Origin of the sequence: Actinosynnema sp. NPDC049800, from assembly GCF_040656635.1 — a bacterium.
Taxonomy (GTDB): Bacteria; Actinomycetota; Actinomycetes; order Mycobacteriales; family Pseudonocardiaceae; genus Actinosynnema.
In genome coordinates, this window is the sequence record NZ_JBFAMT010000123.1 from 1 (window position 1) to 1,632 (window position 1,632).

Consider the following 1,632-nt stretch of genomic DNA (forward strand, 5'->3'; position numbering starts at 1 on the left):
GTGTCGGGGCCGCTGTCGGGGCGGTCGCCGTTCGGGGTGTCGTTGTCCGGCCGGTTGGTGCTCGGGTCGGGGTCGCGGTGGGGCGGGGTCCACGCGTCGGGGTCTCGGCGTTGGCCGGGGACGCCGTCGGGATCGCGCCGCGGTGGGATTTGGCCATCCGGGTCCCGGCGGGGAGCGGGTGTGTGCGTGTCCGGGTGCCGCGGGGCCGGCGGGCCGTCGCCGCGTGGGCGGGTGAAGTCGGGGCCGGCGTCGCGTTGGTGCGGTGGGCCGGCCGGGCCTCGGTTGGGCGGCCCGCTGTGCGGGGTGTTCTGGGAGGGGTTGGTGTGCGCCGGGCCGTTCGGGGAGTACGGCCGCGCGGGCCCGGTGGCCGGCCCATTGTGCGGCGCGTTGTGCGGGGCGTTGGGGTAGGTCGGACCGGGACGCGGCGGACCTGCGTGCGGCGGACCGGCCGGCGGTGGCGTCGGACCGTTCTGCGGGCGCGTGTGGCCCGGGCCGGCGCCGGTGGGATTGGTGTGGGAGGGGTTCGGGGCCGCGTGCCGGGGACCGCTGTGCGGGGTGCCCGGCACGCCGGTGTTGGGCGAGGCCGGGCCGTGGTGAGGCGTGCCGGGACCTGCGTGCGCCGGACCCGCGTGCGCCGGACCCGCGTGTGAAGGTCCTGCGTGTGCGGGACCTGCGTGTGAAGGCCCTGCCTGGGACGGGTTGGTACGGGACGGCCCGTGTGCGGACGGGCTGACGTTCTCGGGCCCGCGTGCGGTCGGGATGCCGGAGCCGACGTCACCCCGGCTGCCCGGGGTACCGGTCCAACCACCGCCGCCCGGACGTCCGCTGCCGCCGGGCGCGCCACCACCGGGGTTGCCGCCACCTGGCGCGCCGGCCGACGGCGCACCACCGGCCGGACCGGGCTGGTTGGGCTGTGAACCGGTGTTGGGGTTCCCGGTGTTGGGACCGCCACCGGTGTGGGGCTGGTCGGGGCGCGATGGGGCTTCGGGCGCCGCGGCGTTGGCCGCGGAGGTCTGGTCGAAACGAGGGGAGCTGTGCGGCGTCGGCGCCCCACCGCTGGGGCTGCCGCCCCCACCGCTGTGCGAACCGCCGTTTCCACCACTGCCATAGCCGCTACCGCTGCCGCTGCCGCCGCCATGACCGCCGACGGTGCTCGGGCTGCCGCCACCTGGGTTGCCGTTGCCACCCGGGTTGCTGCTGCTGCTCGGAGCGCCGCCGCCGCTGCCGCTGCTGGGTGAGCCGCCGCTCGGGCTGCCGTTTCCGTGGCTGCTGGGTCCGTGGCTGCCGGGTGCGGGCTGTCCGCCGGGGCCGCCTCGGTGTTCGCCGAGGGGCGGGTTGCCGGCGGTGTTGCCGCGCGGGAGGTCGTTGTCGGGGCTGCCGGGATCGCGTCCGGGGCGGCTGGTCGGGGTGGGCACGTCGGTCGGGTCGCCCCGGCCGGGCCGTGACGCCGAGGAGGTCGTCGGATCGGTGGTGGTGCCGGAGGTGGTGGTGCTGTCGCCCGGACGGTTGGCCGGCGGTGTGCCGGTGCCGTCGCCATTGCCGGTCCCCGTGCCGTTACCGGAGGTGTCCGAAGTGGACGAGTCGCCGTTGCCGGAGGAGCTGTTGCCGGAGCTGTTGGTGCCGGGAGAGCTG

1 pseudogene is annotated in these 1,632 nt (G+C 77.3%); it reads left to right on the forward strand.

The features are described from left to right. Nucleotides 1-1,179: 1,179 nt before the first annotated feature. Nucleotides 1,180-1,632: pseudogene (locus tag AB0I91_RS44595) on the forward strand (hypothetical protein); the annotation flags it as partial.